General features: G+C 46.8%; 20 protein-coding genes. 6 read left to right on the top strand and 14 right to left on the bottom strand.

Translation table 11 applies throughout. From position 1 onward, the window contains the following. Nucleotides 1–243 precede the first annotated feature (243 nt). A complete protein-coding gene (locus tag OX890_RS07620; protein ID WP_268650369.1) occupies nt 244–792 on the bottom strand; it encodes a cupin domain-containing protein in 549 nt (182 codons plus the stop codon). A gap of 236 nt (nt 793–1,028) precedes the next feature. Here OX890_RS07620 and OX890_RS07615 point away from each other — a divergent pair, with 236 nt between their 5' ends. Continuing rightward, nucleotides 1,029–2,336: an NAD(P)/FAD-dependent oxidoreductase gene (locus OX890_RS07615; protein ID WP_107946781.1), complete on the top strand. Its 1,308-nt coding sequence runs from the start codon at nt 1,029–1,031 to the stop codon at nt 2,334–2,336. Nucleotides 2,337–2,540: 204 nt separating this feature from the next. Here the strand turns inward: OX890_RS07615 and OX890_RS07610 are convergent, their stop codons facing one another. The 5 genes from OX890_RS07610 to OX890_RS07590 all read right to left on the bottom strand — a co-directional run bounded on the left by OX890_RS07610 (nt 2,541) and on the right by OX890_RS07590 (nt 8,316). Beyond that, a complete protein-coding gene (locus tag OX890_RS07610) occupies nt 2,541–3,053 on the bottom strand; it encodes a DUF2937 family protein (protein WP_107946780.1) in 513 nt (170 codons plus the stop codon). A gap of 99 nt (nt 3,054–3,152) precedes the next feature. Continuing rightward, a complete protein-coding gene (locus OX890_RS07605; RefSeq protein WP_107946779.1) occupies nt 3,153–4,010 on the bottom strand; it encodes a sulfurtransferase in 858 nt (285 codons plus the stop codon). Nucleotides 4,011–4,223: 213 nt separating this feature from the next. Further along, nucleotides 4,224–4,637 carry a septal ring lytic transglycosylase RlpA family protein gene (locus tag OX890_RS07600; protein ID WP_268650602.1) on the bottom strand — a complete coding sequence of 138 codons (414 nt, stop codon included), beginning with the start codon at nt 4,635–4,637 and terminating at the stop codon, nt 4,224–4,226. 650 nt (nt 4,638–5,287) lie between these two features. Continuing rightward, nucleotides 5,288–6,289, bottom strand: a complete 1,002-nt coding sequence (locus tag OX890_RS07595) for a DUF4238 domain-containing protein (RefSeq protein ID WP_268650368.1) — start codon at nt 6,287–6,289, stop codon at nt 5,288–5,290. A 530-nt stretch (nt 6,290–6,819) separates the two neighbouring features. Next, the gene (locus tag OX890_RS07590) at nt 6,820–8,316 is read right to left on the bottom strand and encodes an aldehyde dehydrogenase (RefSeq protein WP_006085008.1); all 1,497 of its coding nucleotides are present in this window, start codon (nt 8,314–8,316) and stop codon (nt 6,820–6,822) included. 279 nt (nt 8,317–8,595) lie between these two features. Here OX890_RS07590 and OX890_RS07585 point away from each other — a divergent pair, with 279 nt between their 5' ends. The 4 genes from OX890_RS07585 (at nt 8,596) to OX890_RS07570 (ending at nt 12,822) form a co-directional block, all read left to right on the top strand. After that, nucleotides 8,596–9,960: an aspartate aminotransferase family protein gene (locus OX890_RS07585; RefSeq protein ID WP_268650367.1), complete on the top strand. Its 1,365-nt coding sequence runs from the start codon at nt 8,596–8,598 to the stop codon at nt 9,958–9,960. Nucleotides 9,961–10,029: 69 nt separating this feature from the next. Then, nucleotides 10,030–11,520 carry a CoA-acylating methylmalonate-semialdehyde dehydrogenase gene (locus OX890_RS07580; RefSeq protein WP_268650366.1) on the top strand — a complete coding sequence of 497 codons (1,491 nt, stop codon included), beginning with the start codon at nt 10,030–10,032 and terminating at the stop codon, nt 11,518–11,520. Between the two features lie 30 nt (nt 11,521–11,550). Further along, complete coding sequence (locus OX890_RS07575) at nt 11,551–11,916, top strand: cupin domain-containing protein (protein WP_268650365.1); 366 nt, start codon at nt 11,551–11,553, stop codon at nt 11,914–11,916. A gap of 183 nt (nt 11,917–12,099) precedes the next feature. Next, a complete protein-coding gene (locus OX890_RS07570) occupies nt 12,100–12,822 on the top strand; it encodes a TorF family putative porin (protein WP_006085004.1) in 723 nt (240 codons plus the stop codon). Nucleotides 12,823–12,924: 102 nt separating this feature from the next. Here OX890_RS07570 and nagP read toward each other — a convergent pair whose 3' ends face one another. The 8 genes from nagP to OX890_RS07530 form a co-directional block, all read right to left on the bottom strand. Further along, on the bottom strand, nt 12,925–14,223 hold the full coding sequence (gene nagP / locus OX890_RS07565) for an N-acetylglucosamine MFS transporter NagP (RefSeq protein ID WP_268650601.1): 1,299 nt from the start codon (nt 14,221–14,223) through the stop codon (nt 12,925–12,927). 317 nt (nt 14,224–14,540) lie between these two features. Continuing rightward, the gene (gene nagX / locus OX890_RS07560) at nt 14,541–15,695 is read right to left on the bottom strand and encodes a transmembrane glucosamine N-acetyltransferase NagX (RefSeq protein WP_268650364.1); all 1,155 of its coding nucleotides are present in this window, start codon (nt 15,693–15,695) and stop codon (nt 14,541–14,543) included. A 475-nt stretch (nt 15,696–16,170) separates the two neighbouring features. Continuing rightward, nucleotides 16,171–17,307, bottom strand: coding sequence for an N-acetylglucosamine-6-phosphate deacetylase (nagA, locus tag OX890_RS07555; protein ID WP_268650363.1), 1,137 nt, complete (start codon nt 17,305–17,307; stop codon nt 16,171–16,173). A gap of 174 nt (nt 17,308–17,481) precedes the next feature. Next, complete coding sequence (gene nagB-II, locus OX890_RS07550) at nt 17,482–18,480, bottom strand: glucosamine-6-phosphate deaminase NagB-II (RefSeq protein ID WP_115335280.1); 999 nt, start codon at nt 18,478–18,480, stop codon at nt 17,482–17,484. 17 nt (nt 18,481–18,497) lie between these two features. After that, a complete protein-coding gene (gene nagK, locus OX890_RS07545; protein ID WP_006084997.1) occupies nt 18,498–19,433 on the bottom strand; it encodes an N-acetylglucosamine kinase in 936 nt (311 codons plus the stop codon). A gap of 223 nt (nt 19,434–19,656) precedes the next feature. Continuing rightward, on the bottom strand, nt 19,657–22,455 hold the full coding sequence (locus OX890_RS07540; RefSeq protein ID WP_268650362.1) for a family 20 glycosylhydrolase: 2,799 nt from the start codon (nt 22,453–22,455) through the stop codon (nt 19,657–19,659). 28 nt (nt 22,456–22,483) lie between these two features. After that, the gene (locus OX890_RS07535; RefSeq protein ID WP_259523530.1) at nt 22,484–23,971 is read right to left on the bottom strand and encodes a methyl-accepting chemotaxis protein; all 1,488 of its coding nucleotides are present in this window, start codon (nt 23,969–23,971) and stop codon (nt 22,484–22,486) included. Then, a complete protein-coding gene (locus OX890_RS07530; protein WP_268650361.1) occupies nt 23,971–25,050 on the bottom strand; it encodes a transporter substrate-binding domain-containing protein in 1,080 nt (359 codons plus the stop codon). Before OX890_RS07530 ends, OX890_RS07535 begins: the two co-directional genes overlap by 1 nt. Nucleotides 25,051–25,546: 496 nt before the next feature. On the opposite strand from OX890_RS07530, the gene OX890_RS07525 reads away from it, so the two are divergent. Further along, entirely contained in the window at nt 25,547–26,464 is a 918-nt protein-coding gene (locus OX890_RS07525) for a sulfite exporter TauE/SafE family protein (RefSeq protein WP_268650360.1), read from the top strand. Nucleotides 26,465–26,515: the final 51 nt, after the last annotated feature.

Genomic DNA, 26,515 nt, shown 5'->3' with positions numbered 1-26,515 from the left:
ATTTCATGTGAATAAAATAGTGCTTCAGCTGGCAAAAAGCTCACTTTTAGCAGCGTAAATTAAACCGTATTCGCGCTAAATTTGAACCAATATTATTTACACAAAGAAGAGGATATATAACAAATATGACAGGATTAGAAAGGAGGTAAATCCGCAGTTGTGTTGAATAACAGTATTACGCCACTCACTTTTAGCGAATGAGTGGCCTAAGGTGTTAAATAATAGGATAAGTTAATGACTTAACTAGAAGTTCGCAGGCGTAGTCGCACTCACCAAACGGCAAGGTTTATCAAAGGGATTACGGAATCTATGGGGCACTTCACTGTTAAAGTAGTAACTGTCACCCGCTTCCAAAATATACACTTCATCACCCACAGTGAGCTCGAATTTACCTTCGATCACCATGGCAGCCTCTTCACCTTCGTGCTTCAGCATTTCTTCACCCGTATCTGAACCGGGCGGATATATTTCACTCATCACTGACATAGCACGATTCGGATAGTCACGGCCGATCAGCTTAAATTCAAGTGGTCCAGTGCCGATATCCAGTAATTCATTGGATCGATAGACGACCTTTTGCTCACTATCCGCAGAGGCTTCAATGGAGAAAAAATCCACTAAAGACATCGGGATACCCGACAGCACTTTTTTTAGAGAGCTGACTGACGGGCTAACACTGTTTTTCTCGATCATTGAAATCGTACTGTTAGTCACTCCAGCACGTTTGGCCAATTCTCGTTGAGATAAGCCTTTCATTTTTCGAACAGTTTTGAGGCTGGCTCCAATATCCAAATTTCACATCCCCCTAAAGGCTCGGGTCAACCCCGATAGATGACGAACAGGTTGTTCAGGATAAACACCATCCAGAACGCATTTTCGCCCAAAAAGCGCGTGTTTTACTGCTTTCATTGTATTCTACATAAAAAGCGTGTTAAATAAAACGAACACTTTTTTGCGTCATGTTAAAAGTGTGATGAGTATACTGAGACAAGTCCAATTTACAATAAAAACAATTTTTTGGAGCCATAATGGCAAGCAAACCTCCGGTGCACAGCGAGCAGTATCCACACTCTTATTATGTTGATACTGCTAAAGAAATTTACGCGCACCCACAACTCGAAGGCAATATCAGTGCCGATGTCTGCATAGTGGGCGGCGGCTTTAGCGGTATCAATACCGCCATAGAACTCGCACAGCGCGGCATGAGTGTCGTCCTATTAGAAGCCAAGCGTATTGGCTGGGGCGCATCAGGGCGAAACGGCGGCGAACTCATTCGCGGCATAGGCCATGACCCTGCACAATTTCACAGTGAAATCGGCACTGAAGGTGTTCAAGCAATTCAACAGATGGGCTTTGAAGCCGTCGAAATTGTGCAAAATCGCATACAAGAACACAATATCGACTGCGATCTGCAAATGGGTTATTGCGACTTAGCAGTTAAACCTCGTCACATGGATGAGCTTGAAGAAGAATTTAGCGCACTCAAGGCCATGGGTTATCAGCAAGAAATCAAGCTGTTAACTAAGGGACAATTAGGTGAAGTCATAGGCTCAGATTTTTATCAAGGTGCGCTGGTTGATATGGGCAGCGGCCATTTACACCCGCTGAATCTTGCTCTGGGTGAGGCCCGCGTCGCCCGTAATCTGGGCGCACAGTTATTTGAATACAGCGCCGCCGAAAAAATCATTCAAGGCGCTAAACCTAAAGTCATCACCCCCAAGGGCGAAGTCACTTGCCAATACTTGGTACTGGCTGGCAATGCCTATATTGGCCACAAACTTAACAGTTTTGTTGGGGGCAAAGTGTTACCCGCTGGCAGTTATTTATTGGCGACCGAGCCCTTAACTGCGGCCCAATGTGCGAGCATTATCCCGCAGAATATGGCCTTCGCCGATATGCGAATTGCCTTAGATTACTTTCACTTATCCGCAGATCGTCGACTGCTGTTTGGTGGCCTTTGCACTTACTCAGGTAAAGACCCCAGAGATATTGAAGCAGCACTAAGACCGAATCTGGAGAAGGTGTTCCCGCAGTTAAAAGGCGTGCGTATCGATTATGAATGGGGTGGCATGATAGGTATTGGGGCTAACCGTATGCCACAAATTGGTCGCCTGCCCGATGCCAATAATATTTTCTACGCCCAAGCCTATGCAGGACATGGGGTGAATGCCACTCACATGGCGGCAAAACTGCTGGCCGAGGCTATCTGCCAGCAGGCAGGACATTTCGATGTGTTCGCAAAAATCAAACACATGACCTTCCCCGGCGGCCCGACATTTCGTTCACCTATGCTCGCGGCTGGCATGTTGTATCACAGATTCAAAGACTTGTTTTAAGGACTGGTTTGAAGCCATAACGCATGATGCCCATCGGATACATAATCCGATGGGCATCATTGTTATAAGCACGAACCATTTAACCACTCGTCATTTAGATACGAGTCATTCTGTACAAGTTATTCAGTAAAACTAGGGCAGCAACAACGCTAAGCCTCGCCTAAGAGATAACCTCGGTCTAACAAGCATAACAACTTTTAAAAGCTAATTTGCTCTCGCTAATCTCTGCCGCTTTCTACGCCTTGCCCACAGGATAAAAGGGATTGACCCGAGATAATGCACGACTAACGCCACCACAACGCCAAAACCAATCCCACTGGTGGTTAAAGGTATTCCCGGCTTAAAGTTACTGACGGTTTTCTCAAGATAATCAAAGCGAACGGGATTAAACATATAAGCAGTTTTCTCAAACAAATTGCCCGTGTTAAACATCGCCAAGCCTTGTGTTAACTCTTTATAAAGCTCGATTGTCTGTACCTTTTGCTCGGCGTCGGCACGCACACTAGGCTCCTCATTTTGCTGATGACGGGCAATCATGGCCTCAGCATCGGCATAATGATATTCCTTAGCCGTTGCCTCGTAACCTTCTACCTGCCATTGGGTCGATGCATAGAGTCCAGCCAGAAATTGCTGATAATGATCAGCCAGTTGCGGCAACTGCAAGGCAATCACCAGAATCAACCCAAAAACTAACTTATCAATCAATCTGCCTATCAAGGGAGCCTCCTTGGTGATCTAGCCAAACGACGCAGCGGTTATGACACTGCAATGACATAATGCTCAAAACTGCATTGACTCAATCAATGCACGGCTCAATTAGCACTCAATCGGCAGATCGGTACGACTGCCCCAATCCGCCCACGAGCCATCATAGAGGATGGGATGTGTATGCCCTGCCGCAACCGAAGCCAAGATCAGAATACACGCCGTAATCCCAGAGCCACAGCTAAATATCCGTGCGGACTTGTCCGCTGCTAGCCCTTGATAAATAGCCTGTAACTCACTGGTCGATTTGATTTTATTACCATCGAGCACTTGAGCGAAGGGTAAGTTAACCGAGCGAGGAATATGCCCTGAGCGCACACCGGGGCGCGGCTCACTCACTTGGCCTAAAAAGCGTGGCGCACCACGGGCATCGACAATCGCGGTTTCGGCATCTTCGATACGTGATAACACGGCCTCGGCATCCATCACCCGCTCGGGGTGGTATTGCAGCACATCAGCTAATGTATCGATATCCGTCGGGCCATAATCGACGCCTTCGGCTTGATAACGCGATGAGGTGATGCGGTCTTCTTCAATCCACTGAGGCAAGCCACCATCGAGTACATAGACTCGATTAAAACCCATGACTTTAAAGGTCCACCACGCCCGTGGGGCTGAATAAATGCCTTGGTTATCATAGATAACGATAACACTGTCGGCCTCAATCCCAAGTTGCGCTATCCCTTGGATGAATTGCTCAAACGTCGGCAAGGCATGGATTTGAGTTGAAGTGCTATCGCAAAACACATTTTCCAAGTCGAATCGACGTGAGCGCGGAATACAAATAGGCTCATCGTACACCAGAGGTTCTTTACCAATAACGGTTTCCATACTGGCATCGAGCAAGACTAAATGGGGATCGGTGAGGTGTGCTTCGAGCCACTGCGTACTTACTAATGGGTATTCCATAGCGGGTCCTTTTACTGTTATCCAAGTCTGCCGCTAGTCTCTCACCAAATGCCGTAAAGCCCAAATATCGGCTTAACAAATTGTCTGCTTTGGCATTTTATTCAAAAGCGTTGACTCGGTTTAATACACTCAATCATTAAATTGCGGCGAAGCAGTGTTTCAAGATAGCTTTTCGAGACAGCCCTTTCGAAATAATCCTTTTCAATATAGCCGCTATTTAATCACTTCAATTTTCACGTCAATCAAACCAGAGGAAGTGTTGCCTATGCTACTGAACGCCGATTTAGACAGATCAATAATGCGGCCACGCACGAAAGGCCCTCTATCATTGATTCTAATAATCACACTTTTGCCATTATTGACATTGGTGACCTTAACGCTCGAACCAAAGGGTAACTTTTTATGCGCCGCCGTCTTTAACTTATGTTTGTAAAGTTCACCACTAGCCGTCTGCTTATTTTGATGTTTATCCCCATAAAAGGAAGCCTGACCCGATTCAGTGAATCCCACCCAGTTACCATTCTCCCCCGTCTGCATTGAAGAACAGCCAGCCAAAAAGCTTAGCAATGCCAGCACAGCTAGTTTCACGAAATTGAACTGCCTAATTGGGTTTTGAAGTGCATTCATTTGAAGTGCATTCACATGACACCCTCTCTAATGAGTGAACGCTTTGCTAACAAGCAATAGACTCAGCAAAAGTCACGGGGAAAATAACCAACAACCTTAGATGGCAAAGCTCTAAGCTTGCATCCTAAAAGATCAGAACAAGAAACAATAAATTTCCACGAGGCTACAGCAGTTGCACGCTAAAATCACGTATTTACAGGTGAATACTCTCGGTTTGAAGTCAAAAGGTTGCGGACATACTGACTTAAAAAACAGACAGAATAGCGTTAAAAATAGAGGCCTAGTACGACTAAATAACTTGTTTGGTAACTTAAATGCTGGCCCCTACTAATGGGCAAGCCATGGTGTTCACTCACCGACACGCTGCAAGTCCCTCCCTGGATGCTCGACCGCCCCATTCATGGGGCGGACGGTCGTCTCGCTAATCACCCTGGCTCACCTTTTTAGCATTAGTGTAACCTGCAGATTTAAAAGCCTTACGCAGCAAGCTTTTGGACAGAAACGTGTTAGATTTTTTACTCGAATCCGTTAGTTCTGGATTAATATTTCTATGGATTAACGCCCGATCAACGGGTTAAAAATTGTGGGATAAAATTGAGCGAAGCGAATAGCCCACAAGTTTCCAATCCCTGTTTAATCACTTGTTATATTTATGATTTCTCATTATCCACAAACAATCTTTCTTCAGTGACGCCAAAAACCGAGAACGGATTTATACCCATTGAAAACTCTACGCCATAAAACGGACTAAATGGATAATCTCGATAATCAGGATAATGAACTCCATCGACTTCTGACATTAGCTTAGTTAGGGACTCAATCACCATAGATTCGTCTATTGGATTTTTTGCTGAAGACAACATAAAAGGGAGTTGAGGGAATGAGCCCAACATATCAAGTGTCATCTGGCTAACTACCTTATTGTTATTTTTTTTCGCTAAGATCACCGAATTATTTGCTGACTTTAACAATTCAAAATTTATATGGTACGCATCACCTTTTTCTAACGGCAAGAAGTCTTGTTGAGGAAAAGGAAGCTCCATACCTTTTGGCAACAAAACAGTTTCAACAAATGAGCAAGCGACAAAACATAACTCTGGGGTCAATGGATAGAAAATAACAGTTGTAGAGTTATCAAGGCAACCCGTCATATAGACAGGGTTATCCGTCCTGATAAAGAAGTCACTCTCATGAGCCTTAAGCATCAGCCAGTTTCTGGACGCAATGTATTTATTTTCCTCGCAACCAGCACATCCCAAAATAGTATGTTTGTACGAATAGTCACCACCACTCATTTTTTCAAGATGATCACGATACTTAAAAAAACTTGGTGTTCTTACAGCCTGTGTAATTATGAACTGTCCCCATTTCATTCGCTGTTCTGCATTAAGCTTTTCACCGGAAATTAGCTTTTCATAAAGTACCGCACTTTCATTCTCTAAATCTGAGTCAAGACAATCCTCTACCTCTTGAGGGTACAGGTTAAGCTCATAGCCCCATGCTGTCTTACCAATATCCTTATGGGAGTCAATTACTTGTTTCCGGTGCTTGCAGAAATAATAGTATTTATAACTCCAACCTGACTCTTCGTCCGTCCAATACTTGTTCGCTAAAACGGGACTGAAATGATTCTTGCTAGTAACTTTCGCCATTTCTCACCGAAATTCATAAATAAATATAACGTCTTAGTATTTATGCGCTGTTTGCAGGGCATAAATCGTTTGTTGACTCGATCTTAATTATGGCCGCTGCCACATCCGTGTAAATTGGTATAAATGATGCTATAGGAATTTGCTTTTTTGCGGTAGCGGTTTTTTATACAGCTTGGTGGGTAATTACTTGATATTGTTTTAGCTTTATCATTCTATTTAGCTCACTTGAGGCAATAGTTTTTTAATTAAACGAACAGCGAGAGGCTAATTAGGATTATCATTGTTGCACCTGTGACCTTCTAAAACAGGATGTTTTAGTAGAGCCCTCAGGGACGAGTTTACGGCGTGTCACTGGGGAAACAATGGCAATAAATGCAGCACAACTGACGATTCAATGATCTTGCTTGGGGTAAAGACGCCCTAAAATAAAAAACCTCTTTCCATGTAATATGAAAAGAGGTTTTAGTATTGAGCGAAAGTGGCTCCTTCTCTTATATAGACAAAAAAGAGCGGTTATAACAACAGAGCGCTTATAACACGATCCAAGTCGCTTTCAGTTCTGTGTATTTGTCGAAGGAGTGCAGAGATTTATCTCGGCCATTACCTGACTGTTTATAGCCACCGAATGGCGCTGTCATATCGCCACCATCGTAATGGTTGATCCATACCATGCCAGCGCGCAGGGCTTTGGCGGTTTTATGGGCCTTGCTTATATTCGATGTCCACACGCCAGCGGCTAAACCGTAGATGGTATCGTTGGCGATTGATATCGCTTCTTCCATGCCATTAAATTCAATGACAGAGAGCACAGGGCCGAAGATCTCTTCGCTGGCAATCTTCATCTGATTGTTTACGTTAGAAAATACCGTTGGCTGCACATATACACCGCCCGTATCGGCCATGACTTGGCTGCCACCGTGGACTAAGGTCGCGCCTTCATCTTTACCTGCTTTAATGTAACTGAGTACTGTGTCTAACTGTTGTTTATCAACAACGGCGCCGCTCACAGTGGCAGGGTCGAGTGGATGACCCGGATGCCATGAGGCTAACTCCTCTGCGATAAGCGCGATAAGCTCATCTTTCACCCCGGATTCCACCAGCAAACGCGAACCTGCGGTGCAAACTTCACCTTGGTTAAAGGCAATGGCTTCGGCCGCAGCAACGGCAGCGGCTTTCAGATCTGGCGCGTCATTAAAGACGATATTGGGGCTCTTGCCTCCGGCCTCTAACCACACGCGTTTCATGTTCGATTCGCCAGCGTAAATCATTAATTGCTTGGCAATTTTTGTCGAACCTGTGAACACCAGCGTATCCACATCCATATGCAGGGCTAAGGCTTTACCTACGGTATGGCCAAATCCTGGCAACACGTTTAATACGCCTTGTGGGATCCCAGCTTCAATGGCGAGTTGTGCCATGCGGATTGCCGTTAAGGGGGACTTTTCAGAGGGTTTTAATACCACACTGTTACCCGTGGCAAGTGCAGGCCCGAGCTTCCAACACGCCATCAGCATAGGGAAGTTCCACGGCACAATTGCAGCGACAACACCGACTGGTTCACGGGTGATCATGCCAATTTCATTGTGAGCGGTTGGTGCGAGTTCATCGTAAATTTTATCAATCGCTTCGCCAGACCAGCGAATCGCACGGGCGGCGCCCGCCACATCCACCGCTTTAGAGAAACGAATAGGTTTACCCATGTCGAGGGTTTCTAACAATGCGAGTTCATTGGCATTTTCTTCGAGTAATTCGGCGAAACGTATCATCACTTGTTTGCGCTTTACCGGAGACTGCTGTGACCAAACACCAGACTCAAATACGCTGCGGCCATTGGCAACCGCAAGATTGGCATCCGCCAGATCGCAACTCGCCACTTTTACCAGCAAGCGGCCATCGATAGGGCTAATACAATCAAAGGTGTTACCCGAAACGGCATCTTGGTATTCGCCATTGATAAACGCCTTCCCATTAATAGACAGGCTGGCAGCAAGACTTTCCCATTCGCTGCGTTTCTTCGGTGTGCTCATGATGACCTCTTAATAGTTCGCATAGGTGTGGTTTATCGTTCATCGACAAGAAATAGTGATCTGTGACGACATTAGCGCAAATGCTACACATCATCACAGTCGTAATCCGAGCTTCAGATTACGCTGTTTGAGCAATAAAATTCAATATTTTTTACAAAAATAGCTTTTTTGCCACAAATAACTGCACACAGCTCTTCCATGTTCATTATTTCTAACATAGCATAGCAAATATTAGCCACCCTAAAACAAGACCTGAAAATACAGGACAAGGTAGACACTATGGCCGATTTGCCGCTCAATTCCTCAAGTGATGCTTCACATCAATCTTCAACTGAGCACCCCTCACTTGAACATTTCTGGATGCCTTTTACCGCCAACCGCCAATTCAAAGCCAACCCGCGGTTACTCACCAAAGCGGAAGGCATGTATTACACAGATATTGATGGCAATAAGGTATTAGATGCAACCGCCGGTTTATGGTGTTGTAACGCAGGCCATGGTCGCAAAGAAATCAGCGAAGCGGTCAGCAAACAAATTAAAGAGATGGACTACGCGCCCTCCTTCCAAATGGGTCACCCCATCGCCTTTGAACTTGCCGAGCGCTTAGTCGAGCTCAGTCCTGAAGGATTAAACAAAGTCTTCTTTACTAACTCAGGTTCTGAGTCCGTCGATACAGCACTTAAGATGGCACTTTGCTATCACAGAGCCAACGGTCAAGCCTCACGCACCCGCTTTATCGGCCGTGAAATGGGTTACCACGGTGTCGGCTTTGGCGGCATCTCTGTGGGTGGGTTAAGCAATAATCGCAAGGCATTTAGCGGCCAGTTACTGCAAGGCGTCGATCACTTACCTCATACCTTAGATATCCAAAATGCGGCATTTACCCGTGGACTCTCACACTTTGGTGCAGAAAAAGCCGAGGTATTAGAACAACTAGTGACCCTGCATGGCGCCGAGAATATTGCCGCCGTGATCGTTGAACCTATGTCGGGTTCAGCAGGGGTGATATTGCCGCCCCAAGGTTACTTAAAACGTCTGCGTGAAATCACTAAAAAGCATGGCATCCTACTGATTTTTGATGAAGTCATTACCGCTTTTGGCCGCGTTGGCGCCGCCTTCGCGAGTCAGCGTTGGGGCGTTATTCCAGACATTATCACCACGGCTAAAGCCATCAATAACGGCGCCATCCCAATGGGCGCAGTGTTTGTACAAGATTTTATCCACGACACTTGCATGCAAGGCCCCAATGAACTGATTGAGTTCTTCCACGGCTACACCTATTCCGGTCATCCAGTGGCTGCGGCTGCGGCGCTTGCCACCCTATCGATTTATGAAAATGAGCAATTATTCGAACGCAGCTTTGAGCTTGAGCGCTACTTTGAAGACGCAGTGCACAGTCTCAAAGGGTTGCCGAATGTGGTTGATATTCGCAACACAGGGCTAGTCGCTGGGATTCAATTCTCCCCTAACGCTCAAGGCGCGGGTAAACGGGGTTACGGCGTATTTGAACACTGCTTCCGCCACGGCACTTTAGTGCGAGCCACGGGCGACATTATTGCTATGTCACCACCACTGATTGTCGATAAACGCGAGATAGACCAAATGGTTAATAGCCTAAGCGATGCCATTAACGCCGTTGGATAATAGCGCCAGCGGTTCGTTCCACTCTCACATTTAACACCCCGCTGCGGCGGGGAACATCAAAGGTTAACTATGCTCAAGATCACTCACTTTGTTAATGGTCAGCACACCCCTGCCAGTACCAGAACCCAAGATATTTTTGAACCCGCCACGGGTGAACTACGTGGCCAAGTCTCACTCGCAAGCGAAACTGAAGTCGGTGAAGCCATCGCAATCGCTAAAACCGCCTTTGAAACATGGTCACAAGTCACGCCACTCAACCGCGCTCGAGTGTTATTTAAATTCAAAGCCTTAGTTGAGCAGAACCTAGATGAAATGGCGCAGCTTATCACCCGCGAGCACGGCAAAGTGATCGACGATGCTAAGGGCGAGTTGATCCGTGGTCTCGAAGTGGTCGAGTTTGCCTGTGGTATTCCGCACTTGCTTAAAGGTGAACACACCCAGCAAGTCGGTGGCGGGGTCGATTCTTGGTCAGTTAATCAAGCTTTAGGTGTTGTCGCAGGCATAGCGCCCTTTAACTTCCCCGTGATGGTTCCCATGTGGATGTTCCCAATCGCGATTGCCTGCGGTAACACCTTTATTATGAAACCCTCAGAAAAAGACCCAAGCTCGGTGATGCTTATTGCCGAGCTGCTTAAAGAAGCGGGTCTTCCCGATGGCGTGTTTAACGTTATTAACGGCGACAAAGAAGCCGTCGATACCTTACTCACACATAAAGATGTGCAAGCGGTAAGCTTTGTGGGCTCTACTCCGATTGCCGAATACATCTACAGCACAGCCTCTAAACATGGCAAACGCGTACAAGCCTTAGGCGGCGCGAAAAACCATATGTTACTCATGCCAGATGCGGATTTAGATCAAGCCGTTAGCGCCTTAATGGGTGCAGCTTACGGCAGTGCTGGTGAGCGTTGTATGGCGATTTCAGTCGTGCTCGCGGTAGGTGATGTGGGCGATGCGTTAGTGGAAAAACTGCTACCGCAAATCCAAACCTTAAAAGTCGGCAACGGCCTGACGCCAGAGATGGAAATGGGTCCACTGATCTCAAAACAGCACCTTGCCAAGGTTACCCAATATGTTGAAGCCGGTGTGCAAGAAGGCGCAGCGCTGCTGGTCGATGGCCGTAAACTGAGTGTTGAAGAACATCCACAGGGCTATTTCCTCGGTGCCTGTTTGTTCGACCACGTCACGCCTGAAATGAGCATCTACCGCGAAGAAATCTTTGGCCCAGTGCTGGCGATTGTGCGCGTGAAAGATTACCCAACGGCGCTTGAGCTGATTAACCAACACGAATTTGGCAATGGCACGGCGATTTTCACCCAAAGTGGTGAAGCGGCAAGGCATTTCTGCCACCACGTGCAAGTGGGTATGGTTGGGGTGAACGTGCCGATCCCGGTGCCAATGGCGTTCCACAGTTTTGGCGGTTGGAAGCGATCACTCTTTGGGCCGCTGCATATGCATGGTCCAGATGGCGTGCGTTTTTATACCAAGCGTAAGGCAATTACTGCCCGCTGGCCCATGGGTAAACAGACTCAAGCCGAGTTTGTAATGCCTACGATGAAATAGCCGAATGTCAGCTCAACAAGGAAATCGCAAATGACTGTGAGTATCAACGCCATTATTCGCTTTGCTACGGCGCAAACACCCATCGAAACCTATCAGTTACCGACGGAAAAGTTGTTAGCAGGCAATCCGACTCAAGGGCTAGAGAATCATTATTCTAGTCCTTGTGATCAATTTCACAGTGGAATTTGGCAAAGTGAATCAGGCGCTTGGAAAATAAACTACACTGAATACGAGTACTGCGAAATCCTCGAAGGGATAAGTGTTATTACCGATCTTCAAGGTCAATCGCAGACGTTCACTGTGGGCGACAGGTTTATTATACCCGCGGGTTTTCAAGGCACTTGGGAAGTTATGGAACCCTGCCGCAAGGTTTACGTCATTTTCGAACAAAAGTGAGATCAACGAGGCTGATGTTAGCCTCAAAAAAGCTAAGTTATCTTAGCAATAACTCGCCATGAGGTCACAGCAACGGGTTTTCCTAGGCTGTTGTTTGGCAAACCAACGGATGCACTGGCGCAATTGAATAATCATGGCCGCCAGTAACACGTCCGAGTCAACAAAGAAAATGGGAGAAATACCGTGTATAACAATCTGAATAAAAAACGGCTGGTAAAGCTTGTCGGACTCGCGCTAACCACGACCCTATTCTCCGGCATGGCCGCCGCTGAAGTAACAGGGGAAATTAGTCTCACTAACGACTATCGTTTCCGCGGCGTTTCACAAACCGCTGGCGATCCAGCCCTGCAAGGCGGTATCGATTGGAGCTTCGACTCGGGTTTCTCTGTCGGTGCTTGGGCAAGTAACGTGGATTTTGATGAGCCAGGTTATAACGGCCCTGCTATCGAATACGATTTCTATGTCGCCTATGGCGGTGAGATCAACGAAGATCTGACCTACGACATTACCCTTAACCGTTATAACTACTCAGGCGAAAGTGACATTGGCTATTTTGAAGTCACGGCTGGCATGGATTATAAAGGCTTTCGCGCCGCTTACTGGTACACCAATGACTACGGCGGAAGTGATTTAGACTATCACTATGCTGAGCTTAACTACTCCTATGAATTTGTTGAAAACTGGAGTCTCGATCTGCACTACGGCTATAACGTTGGTGATGCATTGGATGACGGTGAAGGCTTTGATAGCTACTCAGATTACTCTGTTGGCGTATCGACTGAACTGTCAGGCTTTGGGCTTTCTCTCGCTTGGTTAGGTACAGATCTTAGCGGCGACCAAAAGGTCTCTGATGGCGCATTCAAAACCTCAGATACCGTGCTTGCTAGCGTAAGTTACGCGTTCTAATTTGGCCTTAGTATAAAGTTCGGAAGAACCGCTTAGATAAACTAAGACACAAAAAAGCCCTCATCATCGAGGGCTTCTTTTTAGCTATTCAAGCTGACTTGTCTACCAACTACGCATCTTATAGCCTTTCACCGCGTAGAACAGGATGAACAGATAACAGGGCAACATCACCATATAACCGCCCTGCATGCCCATATCTGTCGCCGAGCTCATTAAGCCCCAAGACACTGGACCAAAGGCGCCACCAGCAATCCCCATGATGAGAAGCGCAGAACCTGTGCTGGTCAATTTGCCCATACCAGACAAGGCTAGCGGCCATACTGCAGGCCAAACGATCGCATTGGCTAAACCAAGGAAGGCAATCATCAACAGGGTGTCAGGCAGCGCAACGCCACCAAAAGGCACTAACACTACATTGGCGATAGCGTAGGAGTTATTGTCGCCGAACAAAATACCGCATGTCAGTAATAAACCTAAAATGGCCGACACCATCAAAGCCTTATGCTGTGAAATAATGCAAGGAATTAGCAGGATACCAAGCGTGTAACCTAGCACCATACACACCATGGTATAGGAGGTCATCACCCCATAATGTTCAACCCCGAGTGATAACGCAAAAGTGCCGATAGTGTCACCGGCGATCACTTCCACCGCCACATAAAAAAACAGCGCCAACACGCCAAAAGCTAAGTTAGGGTGAGACAGCGCCGCTTTAAGTTGCCCTTTATCAGTATTTTCAACAGCTTCATCCTCATTGGATAATTCTGGTAATGGGGATTTTTTTACCGCTAACGCCAAAATGCCGATAAAAATCGCCATGCCTAAATACGGCAATACTAAACCGTCAGCCATTTCATCAATTTGAATTTGAGTCAGCTCAGTACCGATACGGTCTTTAAAGCTGTCTAAAATCAGTGCAGAGAACACCACAGGCGCAATCACACCCGCACCTTTGTTCAAAATGCCCATCACGCTCACACGGGCAGCGGCGGATTCTTCAGGGCCTAAACGCACCACATAAGGGTTAACCGCAGTTTGTAATAGGGTTTGGCCTGTGCCCATCACTAATTGGGCCAATAGGAACAAGGCAAATATTTGGGTTTCAGCGGCGGGGATAAACAGTAAACCCGCCAACATCATCACGCCCATGCCGATCGCCATGCCATTCTTGTAACCGACTTTGCGAATAAGCCAAGCGGATGGCAAGGCAGTAAAGGTCACTGCGATATAAAAAGAAAACAGGATCAACGACGCTTGAAAGGGATTGAGTTGCAATATTTGTTTCAAATACGGCATCAAAGAACCATTCAACCAAGTGGCGAATCCGAGGATGAAAAAGAGAGCGGCCACTATGGCCATGGGGAGAAAGCTGCTTTTTTGCTGGCTTTTATCGAGTGTCATTTCCATAAACCTGCTTCTTATAGTAATTAATTATTGAGGTGATAACGGGGTTTAAATTAATGCCTAAGTTCCCGAATATCCGTATCGCGACTCGTCCGCAATGGCTAATGTTATCATCCAAACGCACCATTGTTTCAGTGATGTTAAAACAAATAACACAAAAAGACAACGCTGTCATTTAATAAATTCTCGCGAATATTCCCTCGTAATCATCAATTGGCCGATAGCTAAGTTGTAACTCACATCCATAAAATAATGTAAAAAAAGCCGCAGACACTAAGTGCGTGCGGCTTATCTCAAGCGATTAAGCCAACTGACTAAATTCTGACAAAAATATTGCGGCGATACATCCAATATAAAACCAGCCACTGCACCGCGAGCAAGCTGATAACCGCAGCTAACGCTTGAGCGCTTTCAGGCAAGGCCATCACTAAGCCACCAAACACGCTTTGAGCGATATATTTCCAATCCACTAAGCTCGACGCTAAGTAAATAATGATCGCGTTCGTGCCTATCACCACGAAGAAAAATGCGGATTTTTGCCACTTAAGCACATCGACTAAGGCATAGAATACCGCCAGCAGTATCATGTTCCAGCCCGACGTCACCAGCACAAATGAACTGGTCCACAGCTCTTTATTGACCGGAATAACAAGATCTAACAGCCAACCTAAGGCTAACAAAATGCCACCCGTAGCGGCGAGCAACCCCACTTTGGCCCACTCTCCTTTAGGATGGGATTTAACAATAAAGTGGCCGACAAACACACCCGCTAACGCATTGACGATGGCGGGAATAGTCGACAGTAACCCCTCTGGATCGGGCGTGCGTCCCTGATAGCTCACGCCGGGTAATAAAATCGAATCGACATAGGCATTGATGGATTCCGTTGGCGAGAGCACGCCTGCCTGTCCACCGGGGAAAGGCAACCAAAGTTGGATTGCGCCATAACCGAGCAAAATACCCAAGGCGACGATAATTTGAGTTCGTAGACTCGTGTGCCACACCAATAATGCGGCAAAGAACCATGCAAAGGCGATTCGACCTAACACACTGGCATAGCGAATTTTTTCAGGATCGGCAGGTGCGCCCGCTCCCCAACCGTGGTTGTATAAAATGCCCAGTAACAGCAATAAAAAGAGTCGTTTAATCCCGTGACGATACACAGGTAATCGCTCACTCATGGGTAATTTATCTAAACGTTTGGGAGATAAACCTAAGGCCACACCAGAGAGGAAAATAAACAGCGGAAAAATCAAATCGTAGAAGTGAAAACCATGCCATTGGCTATGGTGCATCTGTTCATCGCCCCATTGCCAACCTGCCCAGCCCGTTAGAATAAGCAAGCCACCAAACAGAGCCTCACCGCCCAAAATCCAAAACATATCGAAGCCGCGCAGTGCATCCAGCGACATCAACCTAGGTTTATTCACCTTTACTGGCGCAATTGCATTTGTCTGTGTCGTCCCCATGCCATCATCCTTTATTATTGTTATTAAAAGCTTTTATAAAAGTTGAGCAAAACTAATACTGTTTAAAATTAGTGCTGTACAATAAAAAAACTTAACCCCTGTCATCAAAATACGACAAGGGCTATACCCAAGCTACCTGAAGATACGAGTTTCAGAGCGCCTAGGGTGCTTCAATTCAAGGCGCATCAATGAAAGAATGTCGGCCACCTTTTGAATTGATGCAACACGGAAGTGGAGCGCCCTAGGCACTCCGTCCCGGCGGGTTTTAACGCACTTTATACTGCGTTGGTTATTTTTAACTTAGTCCACTAGGTCTGCAAATAACCGCAATCGCCATGGATGGCGTGAATGTCATTTATGCAGGAGCAATAAATGGCCTTGCCTAAAGTGCGTTAAATTCCCGCTGAATCCTGCATTTTCAGGTAGTTTGGGTATAGATGTTAAAAATCACCTAAATTGCAAATGTAAATGCAATTTAAGGGTGTGCATAAACGGCTTGTCCCGCAATGTAGTTTGCCTGCACTTTGTTCTGCACATCGAGCAAGACAAAGTCAGCCCTGTGTCCCAGTGCTAAACGCCCAGCCTTATGGTCAATCCCGAGGAACTGTGCGGGATATAACGCCGCCATTCTCAAGGCTTCCGCCAAAGGTAAACCCAACAAGTTCACGGTATTATTGACCGCAGTCGCCATATCGAGCACACAGCCCGCCAGCTCACCTGTCACAGCATTTAATCTGTCGCCGACTCTTAACACTCGAGTACCAAAGAGCTCGAAGCTAGTCTCATCCTCCATACCAACTGGCGGCATAGCATCGGTGACTAACATCATCTTGCCCCTCGGTTTTGCCCGTAGTGCAACCTTTGCCGCCGCAGGGTGCACATGGTGACCATCGACAATCAAACCACACCAAGCGGTTTCACTCTCAATCGCCGCGCCAACCATACCCGGCTCACGGGAACCCAGTGGTGACATCGCATTATAAAGGTGGGTAAAGCCCGTCGCGCCTGCCGCTAATGCTGCAATCACTGTATCGTAATCGGCATTAGAATGGCCCAAACACACCTTAACGCCCGAAGCAACGAGCGTACGGATCACCTCCGGCGACACATTCTCAGGCGCAAGCGTGACGACTTTAATCCCCAGATCTTGACGACAAAATACTGCGAGTTCAGCATCGGTTATTTCACGAATAAAACCCTGCGGATGTACACCTTTTTTAGGCACAGATAAATGTGGTCCTTCAAAATGCACCCCTAAAACGCCAGCGCTACCCTTAACTAAAGCCTCGGCCACTGCATCGGCCGCATTGGCCATCACACTGACATCGTCGGTAATAAGCGTAGGTAAAAATCCGGTAGTGCCAAAACGCGCATGGGCACGGCCGATAGTTTCAATGCAATTAACACTCGGATCGGCATTGAATAACGCCCCGCCGCCACCGTTCACTTGCACATCAATAAAACCTGGCACCAGCGTTCCGGCTTGGCGGATTTCCTTCGCGCCAACAACCGTATCAAACGCCAGAATGTGCCCGTCTTCAACAGTAACAGGCACATCTTGATGGAAATATTCACCATCAAAAATACGCTCGGCGATCAAGGTGATTTTCATCGCAAACCTCTTTCAATAAATAACACGAGTGACTTAAGTCTTAAATTAAGTTCACTGCGAGGGCTTAGCTGCACGGGCTTAGCTGAACAGGTTTAATCGTGCAGCTAAAAGTCCGCTAAGTCTAATCCGCAGTACCTAAACCTCTAAAACGTTGGCCGCTTAAAGCTCGGCGGCTTAGAGCGTTTGGGTCACTTTTTTAAGGCCAGCAGGTTGATCGGGATCGATACCGCGGGCAATCGCAACCGCAGCCACATCGATATAGAATCGTTGTAATAACGCTAACGGCGCCACACGTGGGTGAATGTCCGTCGAGGTTTGATTCAGATGCACTAAATCGGCGCCGCGTTGACTCACGTTTTCAATCTGTTCTATGTGGCTAGCGTAGGATTCATCGCCAATACACACATCAACGATAGTGAGTTTTTTCTCAACTAAGGTCACAGGACCGTGGAGGAACTCAGCGCTACTGAAAGCTTCAGCATGGATTGAACACACTTCTTTTAACTTAAGCGCAATTTCCTTAGATACCGCATAACCTAAACCACGGCCAAGTACGACTAAGTTCTTCACGTCGGCAACAGATTCTGGCGTGAGTTGTGGCTCAGCGTCCACCGCCGTTTGCAGCGCTTGGGGTAAAGAAGCGACGGCGCTAGCAAGCGATTCGCTTTGAGTCCAAGCGGCGGCAAGTTGTAAAATCGCTGACAACGTTGCGAGGTAACTCTTAGTCGCGGCAACCGCTTTTTCTTCACCGGCACGTAAAGGTACAACAACATCAACGATATCTTTAATCGGTGCGGTTTGATCATTGACTAAGGCAACACAAAAAGCGCCAGCATTTTTTGCCATACGCGCCTGCGCCAAAATATCAGGGCTACGGCCAGATTGTGAAATCACAATCACTAATGCACCTTCGAGTTTCAAGGTCTTACCATACACACTCGCCACTGAAGGGGCGGCGGCAAACGTCGGTACACCCGCTTCGATTTCAAATAAGTACTTAGCAAAAACACCCGCATGATCCGATGAACCACGACCAACGATCATTACAAAACGGGGATCGAAGGCGCGCAGTTTCTCACCTAACTGCTGCATGATTTCAGCGTTAGCTTCTAACTGGCCAGCGATTTTTTGCGGTGCGGTGCGAGCTTCTTGCTCCATAATAGTGTTTGTCATGTCTTTTACCTTCACGTTCAAATACAGGATTTGGCTTCAGTGCCTATTTGCACTGACAACGACTTATTAAATTCTTGCTGGGCGAAATACATAGCACCGAGTTCGGGTGGTGCTAAGGTTTCTGAAATTTTGGCGACCACATCGGCACCGAGCCAGGCTTGTAAAGGCTCTGCAAGGCCACCGATCATCGAAAAACGCACCGGATTTAGGCTAAATAGCTTACGCGCCATGTCGCTAATATAATCTGCGCCCTCTTGCACTATCGCCGTCGCGACTGCGTCACCTTCATTGGCGCAATCGAGCACACTTCTGGCTAATGCGGCATAGCAACTTGATGATTTACCGGCTAGATTTTCGACAATCCCGAGCGCATCGGTGACGTTAAAGTAGCTCAGCAGCATATCGGTTAATCGGGTTGGTACGGCAAAGCCATCGAGTGCTAACAACACGTGTTCGGCGGCTTTTAATCCCAGCCAAGCACCGCTGCCCTTATCACCTAATGCAAAACCATAACCGCCAATACTCAAGCTGGTATCACCAACATGGGCATAACCGCAAGAACCTGTGCCCGTGATGATCACAGCGCCATCGGCACCGCGGTGGGCACCAATACAAGCCGTATGCAGATCTGTGGTGACATACATGGCCGCAAAAGGATGCTGCCAGTTGATAACGTCTTGATATAACCGAGGGACATTTACGCCAGCAAGACCAAGACCCGCCACCAGCAAGTGACTATCGCTCTCGTTCATGCCAGCATCCAGCAACGCCAGGCGAGTCGATGCTTCAATGGATTCAAATGTTTGTGTGAGACCATGCAGTGGATTTGCACGTCCTGCAACACCTGTCCCTAAAACGGTACCGTCTGCGCAGTAGATGGTGGCGCGACATTTACTGCCGCCGCCATCTACACCTATAAACAGTTGTTGATCTTTTGTCTGGACTAACCCCATGACACCCCTCTTCACCTATCAATGCAGCGCTACCGTTGCTTATTATTTGCCGTTAATACAGCGCTCAACTTTAGTTAACTCAATGTTACAGCAAGAATGACAGCGTTGTCATTTACTTTTTTAAGTGATTTATGATCTAAAATCAAATTTAGGCAATCACTGACACAGAAAAACAAAAAGGCTGTATTTTATCTTTAAAATACAGCCAGATATAAAAATCGATTTAGTTAACGATTAAACTTCGGCCTTTACGAATAACATCGGCAGCTATGGCACGGACCTCAATCGGTGCAGTGACCGCCTGCCCCGCTTGATAAGCTTGCCATTGGCCATTTAGGCTTCGGTATTCCAGTTTGAGTCCGGGATAGGCGATATTAGCAAACAGTTTACCTTCACGGATCTCGGCGCCGACCGTCGGTACGCGATAATCAATCCCCGCTTTATCTAACTTAATAAACTCTTTGTGGCCTAAAGTATTCGCGAGTTGTTGCCAATCCTTTGCCTGTGCATCACGCATGGCTAAAGTAAAAGCGCGCGAGCTTTGATTATATACAGCGCCTTGATATTGATAAGGCACTTCCCATGCGGCTTGATGCCAAGCACGCTCAGCCAACATCAACAAACGCGGGAACACCATGTATTCAATTGTATCGTCACTGCGAATCGACTCACTCCAAACCTGCCCTTGCAAGCCAGTAAAAGGTTTGCCTTTCTCCCTTGGACCCGAGATTTTTTTACCCGCCTCATCAAGTTTTATTCTGTCGTCCGCTTCGAACGGCTGATTTTGAATATCGGTCCATTGCTCGGCATTGGCGGCCAAGTTATCTGGCATAAAGCTAAAGACTTTATGGCTGTTGGTCGCGCGACTCGCCCAGTAATAGCCATGCTCCTTAGGATCGGCCTCATAGGGGAAATCAAAGTACAACACCTCAGGATTAGAGAGCACGGTTTCCCAACCAAGATTCGCCTGCTGATTGGCGCGCTCATAGCCTTTATGGGCAATCACATCCCAAATATTAGACTGCACTTTAGCGGGCATATTCTCAGGGCGAACATGGCTCATGCCATCGCTCCACCCCGCAGCTTCAATACCTTTGGCCGCTAACATAGTCGAAATTCGCTCGATAAAATAAGCGCCTAAGTCATCTATCGACTTAACGCCTTTATCGTTATTGGCGACAAATGCTAAACACTGGGGTGATTGTTTCCAAGCTCCCGCCGTTTCATCGGCACCAATGTGGTAACGCGTCAATGGTTGACCCGCGGCTTGGTGTAACTTGGCAATTTCATCAATTACCTTATCGACAAACTGATAGGTCGACTCCATACACACGTTAAGCGTATTGTCGTCGTAATATTGCACTGAAGAATAAACCGTTTTGTCGTTTGCATCGGATAACAAATATTGCTCAGCTGCAGTGGTTTTCCCTTCAGCTTGCAATTGACGAGCGCCCGCATCTAACGCTTTTACCGCTGTGCTAGCTTGATTTACCGTTTCCTGCACAGGGACAACCTGCACTTTGCCCGTGTTTTGAAGCTCTACGTCTTCAGACTGTAATCGACGAAAACGCGCATCCATCGCTTTAATCGCGGCGCGGCTATGACCCGGCATATCCATCGATGGGATCACTTGAATTTGACGCGCCTCGGCATATTTCACTATGTCGATATAGTCTTGTTTGGTGTAATAGCCATTAACACTAGTATCGCCAAACGGCCCACTGCCTAACTGCGGTAATAAGCAGGAATTTTCATCTAAATCATGGCAACGTTTACTGCCAATGTCGGTTAATTCAGGCAGACCATCGATTTCTAAACGCCAACCTTCATCGTCAGCCATGTGTAAATGCAGTTTATTGAGCTTATAAGCCGCCATTTGGTCGAGCAAATCCAGCAACAATTGTTTGCTGTGGAAATTACGTGCCACATCAATGTGCATACCACGGAACGGATAACGTGGGCTGTCTTCAATGGTCATGGCATTCACTTTCAGCGAATTCACATCCACAAGGCTTGCTAATGATGACAAACCGTAAGAGAAGCCCGCCGCATCATTGGCAGCGATCACTATTTCAGTTGGCTGAATATCTAAGCGATAACTGCCCTCATCCCCTTTTTGGCTGGCAAATTTCACCGTAATGCCACTCGCAGATTCAGCCACACCCAGGCGAGCTAAACGTGCCACCGCTGCCGCAACTTGACTCTTTTGCTCTGGGTTATCTTGCTGATATTCGACCTTAATACCGCCAGCAAGGGATACTGGTGTATCAGTTGAATGGATCTTCACCTTTTGTGGCGTTGGGATAATGGTATCCACAGCCAAGGCGGCATCTTCACTCACGCTTTGATTGGCTTTAAATAATTGCGCGGCATCGGCTGGCGCGAGTTTATCCGTTTCTGTGCGTTGATATTGGGTTTTAAAATTCGTAAACCCTTCAACATACGGACGCGTCTCTAAACCCGTTTCGGCATCTTTACCCACTTGAGTGCTGGCGATAATGACGGGTTCTAATCCGTTTGCTGCGAGGTAATAGTTTGGCATAGCGTCGGTTTCAGCCAATTGCCACGGCTCACCACGGAATGTCAGTTGCTTTTTCTCGCCCTTAACAAATCCCTTAAAAGCGGCCGTTGGCGTAATACGATGTAAATCGCCTTTAACGTGCGTTATCGTCAACTCACCGCTTTCAACCGATTGCACTGGGCGCATTTGGCTTAAATAAATTTCCCAATCCTGGCTGGCTAAATCCATACCGGGCACGAAATCAATTTGAGCGACAAAACAGCGACCATCGGCTTTATCTTTTAGGCACTTATCGTCTGGCACATTGGTCACGACACGGTAAGTTACGACTAACGAATCCCCGAGTTGTTGTAACTGCGCTTGAGTTAATGCGTCCTGAGCTTGCTGTGTTTGAGTCACAGCCTTATCGGCTGACGCTGCGGAAGGCGTCACAGGCGCCTCGGAACAGGCCGCTAATCCTAAAGCCAGTAAAATGGCGCTTGCTGAAAGTGTTTTATTCATGATTATCCTTATCTAGCTCCAGAAATGGCTACAATCTGAAGGAAGTTACTAACGTCCGCAGTCTTTCCCCTTGGTGAAACAGTCGCTCGCTCGAGTGCGCTAAGTGCTCGCTATCGAGTGAGGCTGAACCTGAGACATTGGCAAGATCATTTAACGTACGAGAAATCGCTTCGGTGACGCAGGTTTGCTCCTGCGCCGCATGGGAAACTTCGATGTTCATATTACTGATATTTGAGACTAAATCAGTCACTTTAGTGAGTACTAACTTAATTTCTTCCGAGCGGTTTACGCCCTGAGTCGAGAGGGCTTGGCTCGCTTGCATCACAGTGACCGTTTCAGCCACACGGCTCTGAACCTGCTGGATCATTTTCTGTATTTCACCTGTGGCTTGTTGAGTTCGGCTCGCCAGCGTGCGCACTTCGTCGGCCACCACAGCAAAACCGCGCCCTTGTTCACCCGCCCTTGCCGCTTCAATGGCAGCATTAAGCGCCAGTAAGTTGGTCTGCTCGGCAATACTGTTGATCACTACGACCACTTCATCAATCTTTTGGGTTTCTTGCTGTAACTGTGAGACGGACAATGCCGAGCGGGCTAATTCAGACGCCAACTTACGGGTAATATCTAATCCCGAATCAAACTGACGCTGACTGTCATCGACCGCTTTATCGGCCTGACTCGCCGCATCCGCGGTGCGCTTGGCATTAATGGCAACTTCGTTAGCACTGGCGCTCAGCTGAGTTACAGCCGTCACAGCGGCCTCGGTTTCTTTTAATTGGGTTTGCACGCGATCATTGTTGGTTTGCGACAGTGAACCAAGCGCTTTGGCATCGCCCAGTAATTGCCCTGAGGTTTCGTGCACCCTGGAAATCGTGGCGTGAATTTGCTCTACAAAACCATTAAATGCCTTGGCAAGCTGACCAATCTCATCCTGACTCTCAACGGGTAATCTGTGGCATAAATCACCGTCACCGTTGGCAATTTCTTCCATGGCGCGAACCACATTCTCCAGTGGATTAATCACTAAACGTTTAAGAATAATGAAGATAACAATTAAACTGCCACCGAGAATTAACAGCGCCTGCAAGAAATAACCTAAGAGTAAATCTGACAACTGAGCACGAATGGGCAACATAGAAAACTGGATGGCCAATTGGCCCGTCGGATTACCTTGGTCAGCAAAGTGAATTTCACGTTTTACCAAATACTCATCGGCCACCGTTTGAGCCTGTTGACTCTCGGCTAACACTTTACCGCGATGGTCGCTCACCACGATATGATAAATCTGCGCAGATTTAAGCATGACAGACAACACGGCTTGGATTTGTTCATAATCGTAGGTGAAGATGGGCTGCGCCATAGTGACTTGCAAATTGGCGACGGTATTGTCTTCAAACTCAGTTTCACTGGCGGCCAATTTATCGCTCGCCAACCAATAAGATGCGCCGAACAAAACGCTGACTATCATAAAAATCGCTGCCGCTAACCCAATCTGTACTTTTAAGGCTAATGTTTTCATTATTTTGCACCTTGCATACTAAAGAGATCTAACCATAATTCTTTGCGCTCTATTGGCGTTAACGGGCTTAAATCAGGCGTATCGAGGCGGATAATGACCCTTTGTTCAAACTTAGCCTCACGGTATAGTTGCTCAATTTTTAGCTCGCGATTGAACATCTCATCAAAGGAGCCGTCACTGACCATACTTTCAAGCCCAGCTAAAATGGCCGCCGCAAGTTCGGGGCGCTTAGGGGACACAAAGAAATAAGCCGGCGAGCGATATTGCAGCAAAATATGGCTATCAACCTTAAGTGCGGGATTGGGGTGACTTGCGAGTTCTTCACCAATTTCCTGGGCGCCGAGGGCAAGATAATCAAAACGCCCACCTTCTAACATGGGGTATAAATTGGTGTACTGATAACTCGTCACGACGGGTAATCCATTGGCTTCTAAAATCGTGGCATCGGGCCAATAACGATTTTGCCCCGCCTTTAACTGCCTAAAATCTGACATGGTTTTCACATTTGCAAATCGCGTTTCATCCGCTTTGCGGATAATCAGCAGTCGATTACCGAGTAATCCTTTAAACAATGGAATGCGCACGGGTAGCACAGTTTCTTCTAATTCTTTTGAGGTCATGCTCCAAAACACATCGACTGTTGCAGCCAGTGCTTCTTCGACCTTGCGTTTTTGATTCATCTGAGTCGACATTTGCTGCACTTGATAGCCGCTATCCGAGCGGCGCAGTGCTTCCTTAAGCAAATTTAGCTGCCAAGTCTGCTGTATGGTGGTGACGATTGTTTTTGAAATCGGTGGCTGAATGTGAGAAACGTCAGACTTAATGGCTTCAGAGGAACCAGAATTAGAGTTTAAGTTTAAATTTGAATTTGAGTTAGCGGCAAAATGACTTGAGGCAATATCGGCTGCAAACACAGCGAAGGATGAGGCCGAAAGCCCCGTCAGTGCCATGATAAACAGTGACCAGCAAGCTGCTCGTTTAGTGATGATAAGTGTGGTCGTTCGTGTAAAAACATAACGAATGACACTCGTCATGCCCGTCGCAATGACGCGCATCGCAACCGTTAAATGAATCGCCATAAATTGCAGCCTCTTTTTATTATCTGGTTTTTACCAGTGAGTTTTATTTATCTATGCCGCTAACGTTCAAATGCTGAGGTAGGCATTTAAGTCATATTGTAAAAACACCCTAAAAAAATGGCTGGGCACTGCTTACAGTACCCAGCCCACGCTAGTTTCTGGGGAGAGACTATCAAAATATCAAAGACAAACGTATCGCCGCCCGACAGCAATACTCCTGCCAAACACATGAAAAGGAGACCTCATCCTCTCATGCAGACCTTACAAACAACGTATCACACAAGCAGATGACAGCGTTGTCATTATTAAAGTACACAAGAAAGAACAGGATTTCTACATTTTTTTGACAATTATTGTTATTTTTTATGAATAGACATACTTAACCATTATTATTCAATCACTTAAAATGTTTAATTTATTTATTCAAGCTTATGTGACAACGTTGTCTTTCATTGGTAACATGGCGATAACATGACAAAGATCACGGTAGCTATCGATGAGCCCACTTAACACATTAGTGCCCAGTAATACCCAATCTGCTCCGCGCTTAACTCGGCACTACCGAAACCTCAGTTTGATATTGCTACTTTGTGGAGCTTGGTTATTTTGGGCGAGCCATTTTCATTCGCCATTTGATCTTATCCAAGAATATGGCCGCTTTATTTTTCTGGGTATTACAGGAGCGATATTTGCCAATTCGACGGGAGCTGGCGGTGGCGTCATCTTTATTCCCGTTTTTTCGAGCCTCAACTTTAGTGAGTCTCAAAGTGTTGCGACTTCATTTATGATCCAATGCTTTGGTATGACAGCAGGCGCGATTTCATGGTCACTGCATTATAAAAAGCGTCACCGAGAAGATGCCGCCTGGTCTGGTTTTGTGAAAGCAGCATTACTTGCCGCCTTCTTTTCAGTATTAGGTTTCTGGAGCAGCCAACTACTACAGCTCAACTCCCCCTCTTCGCTACACACAAGTTTCAGCATCTTCTCGATTGTACTCGGTATCGCCATCGTTATTAGTAGCAAAAGTAGCACGCCAATAACTCGCGCTATAAGGCCAGTCGATTTTCTTTGGCTCGCTCTCATTGGCTATTTCGGCGGCATTATCACAGCTTGGTTATCGGTAGGCGTCGGTGAATTAGTCGTCATTTATCTGATGTTACGGGGACTATGCGCTAAAATGGCGGTCGCCACCGGTGTCATTGTCTCTGCAATTACAGTTTGGTCGGCAAGCCCTATTCATATTTTTTCAACAAATAGCCATGCCCTCTTTGAGTTAGTGTTATTCGCAGGCCCAGGTGCCGTCATCGGAGGATTACTCGCTCGTAAATTAGCGCTATATCTCCCAGTAAAAGTGTTAAAACTCTTTTTCTCCATTTGGATAATTTTGACGGGTAGCGCCATGTTGGCGAGTTAAAAACTCTAAAATTGATTCATATTCATTGCTTTAATTAAAAACTAGCATAAG

This window comes from Shewanella sp. DAU305 (assembly GCF_026802235.1).
Classification (GTDB): domain Bacteria; phylum Pseudomonadota; class Gammaproteobacteria; order Enterobacterales; family Shewanellaceae; genus Shewanella; species Shewanella baltica.
The sequence above is the reverse complement of the archived record's forward strand: the minus strand, read 5'-3'. Positions and strand labels throughout refer to the sequence as shown.